Source organism: Hydrogenophaga sp., from assembly GCF_051007235.1.
In the GTDB taxonomy this organism is placed as follows: Bacteria; Pseudomonadota; Gammaproteobacteria; order Burkholderiales; family Burkholderiaceae_C; genus Hydrogenophaga.
In genome coordinates this window covers 1-2,850 of record NZ_JBPCSJ010000146.1, presented here as the reverse complement: position 1 = coordinate 2,850, position 2,850 = coordinate 1, and the positions used below count along the sequence as shown (strand labels likewise).

The window sequence follows — 2,850 nt, the reverse complement described above, 5'->3', positions numbered from 1 at the left end:
TCGCCACTGAGGCGGCCCATGAAGTCCTTGGTGCCGCTCTTGGCGATCGTGCCCAGGTGCTCCACCGCCTCGGCCTGGCTCATGCCGATGCCGTTGTCGGTGATGGTGATGGTGCGGGCGGCCTTGTCGAAGGCCACGCGCACCTCCAGGTTGGGCGCGTCTTCGAACAGCGCGTCGTTGTTCAGGCCCTCGAAGCGCAGCTTGTCGCAGGCGTCGGACGCGTTGGAGATCAGCTCGCGCAGGAAGATTTCCTGGTTGGAGTACAGCGAGTGGGTGACCAGGTGCAACAGCTGGGCCACTTCGGCCTGGAAGTTCAGGGTTTGTTTGCTCATGACGGGTTCTGTGTGCAAAAGGAAGGGGGCATCGCCACACGGCCCCGACAGGGCAGGTGGCGCTCGCGAGGGCGCAATTATGGGCGCCGACCCGGCTTTCAAGCCCTGCGTTTCAGGCGAGAGGGGCCGGCGCGGTGAGCCAGGCCTTCAACTGCTCGGCCACCACCGGGCTGGACAGCAGGTCCAGGTGCCCGGTGCGGAAGACGGTGCGCTGGCGCTCGCGCGGCACCTCCAGGCGCAGGGAGGGGTCGTCGTGGCGGCCCAGGGCGCTGTCCAGGGGCACCAGCCCGTCGCCGGTCAGGCGCTCGGCCAGCCGGCTGCGCTGACCGGCCAGGGTGGCGGCCACCGCAAAGCAGCGCACGCCGTCCGGCAGCGGCAGGGGCTGGCGGTGGTCGGCGCCCGAGGCGAAGCGGTCGCGCCCCTGCCAGTCGGCGTCCTGTACATGGCCGTGGCGCAGGTCGGTGATGCCGGCACTGCGGATCTTCCCCAGCCGCGCGAACGGTGCGGTGAACGGGTTGGAGGCGAGCAGCCAGTCGGCACCATGGCCGGCACGTTCCAGCGGCGCGCCGTGCTGCGGCGTGCCCAGAAACACGAGGTCCTGCAGCAGCGCGGGCCAGCGCTGACCCGTCTTCTGAGCGATGTCGAATGCCGAACGCGCCACCAGCCCGCCCATGCTGTGGCCGATGACCGTGATGCGTTCGAGCGGCACCGGCCACCCATCGGCCAGCCGCTCCAGCAACTGCGCCAGCTCACGGCCGTTGACCGAGGTGTGCAGGCCGGAGTTGTAGCGCAGGTAGACCGGCGTGGCGCCCAGCAACGGCGCCAGAAACGAGCCATGGTCGTGGTCGTTGCGGCACCACTGCGCGTCGTTCATGCACAGGCCGTGGATCAGCAACAGCAAGTGCGGGCCGACTTGTGGCAGTTGCGCCCGCAGCGCGCCGGTGCTCAGGTTGAGCGACAGGCCATTCGCACGCAGTTCCATGCCCTGCGCCAGCGGGTTGCCCATGGCCAGCAACCGGTCGCCCAGCACGCCATTGAGCGCGGCCAGCACCGCCTCGCGCTGGGGCGAGGCCTCGGGATATGCACCCGGGTCGCCCAGCAGCGGCAACACGGCCGCGAGCGCCGCGTCCGAACCCTTGGTCACCAGACGGGTCACACCGCGCACCGCCTGGTAGACCTGTCCGGTCAGGCCGCCGGTGCGATCGGGCGACGCGCCCGCCGACAGGCCGAGCCGGCGCCGCACCGACTGGTGCACGGTTTCGGTGAGGTCGATGACCCCGTGGGTGGCGGTCGCCGCCAGTTGCGCCGCGGCTTTCAGGTCGGCCGGGCGGAGGTGGCGCAGCGCGCGGCGCTTCGCCGGTTCAGGAGGGGTGGAGGCGGTCATGGGCCATTGTGGATGGCCCCCGGCGCCACTGATGGGGGCGCACCCCTAAAGCCGGCCAGGGGTCAGAACGCTTCGTCCGCGCCCAGGTAGCGCCACTGCCCCACGGGCAGATTGCCCAGCATCACGCGGCCGATGCGGATGCGCTTGAGGCCGACCACATGCAGGCCGACCTGTTCGCACATGCGGCGGATCTGGCGCTTCTTGCCCTCCCGGAGCACGAAGCGCAGCTGCTCGGGGTTCTGCCAGTCCACCTGCGCCGGCTTCAAGGGCTGCTCGTCCAGGCTCAGGCCGTGGCGCAGCAGAGCCAGACGATCGGCCGGGAACACGGCCTGAACGTCCTGCGTGACCACGCCCGCGCCCTTGGGGCCGTTCGGCGCCCAGTGCACGCGCACCAGGTATTCCTTCTCCACGCCGGAGTCCTCGCCGATCAGGGTGCGGGCGACGCGCCCGTCCTGCGTGAGCACGAGCAGGCCGGTGGAATCGATGTCCAGCCGGCCAGCGGGGGCCAGGCCGCGGGTGTGCACCGCTTCGAAGCGGCGACCGCCGCGGTCTTCGCGCCAGTGGCTCTGGGGCTTGATGAGCACGGCCGCGCTTTCGTGCCCGTCTTCGGGCAGGCCGCTGACATAACCCACCGGCTTGTGCAGCAGGATGGTGACCTGCCCCGCCTGCTGGTGGCGGGCCTGCGGTAGCACCTCCACCTGCGCGTCCGGCGGCACCGGCTGGCCCATGACGGCGGGCTGGCCGTTGACCAGCACCCAGCCGCGTGCGATCCATTCGTCGGCCTCGCGGCGCGAGCACAGCCCCAGATCGGCCATACGCTTGTTCAGCCGCACCTCGCCGTTGGCATTGCCGACGCGGGCCAGGTCGGGCCGCAGGTCGCGCGGGGCGCGGGCCGGGCGCGGTGCATCGGGCTGGAAGCGGGGGGCGGCGTCGCGCGGCGCATCGGTGCGCGGGCGCGGACCGGGCGCCCCTGGTCGACCGGCGGGGGCGGAGCGCTCGAAGCGCCCACCAGAGGCCGGCCGTTCAGTGCGTGGGCCCGGACCGCCAGATCCACCCGCGCGGGCGCTGCCGCGGTCCGGAGGACCGGCGCGCCGGTCTTGGGGGGCAACCCGGGCGGCGTCCGGGTAGGGAGAA

Annotated in this window: 2 protein-coding genes and 1 pseudogene; all 3 read right to left on the bottom strand. The window is 71.9% G+C overall.

From position 1 onward, the window contains the following. Nucleotides 1-332 (bottom strand): annotated as a pseudogene (locus ACR2JA_RS05450) (molecular chaperone HtpG); the annotation flags it as partial. Between the two features lie 112 nt (nt 333-444). Next, the gene (locus ACR2JA_RS05445) at nt 445-1,716 is read right to left on the bottom strand and encodes a lipase family alpha/beta hydrolase (RefSeq protein WP_434008095.1); all 1,272 of its coding nucleotides are present in this window, start codon (nt 1,714-1,716) and stop codon (nt 445-447) included. 62 nt (nt 1,717-1,778) lie between these two features. Then, the coding region (locus ACR2JA_RS05440) for a pseudouridine synthase (RefSeq protein WP_434008094.1) at nt 1,779-2,850 on the bottom strand (1,072 nt) is incomplete at its 5' end.

Excerpts from the sequence above, each read along its gene's own strand:
- ACR2JA_RS05445 (WP_434008095.1), bottom strand. The coding sequence starts at position 1,716 with ATGACCGCCTCCACCCCTCCTGAACCGGCGAAGCGCCGCGCGCTGCGC.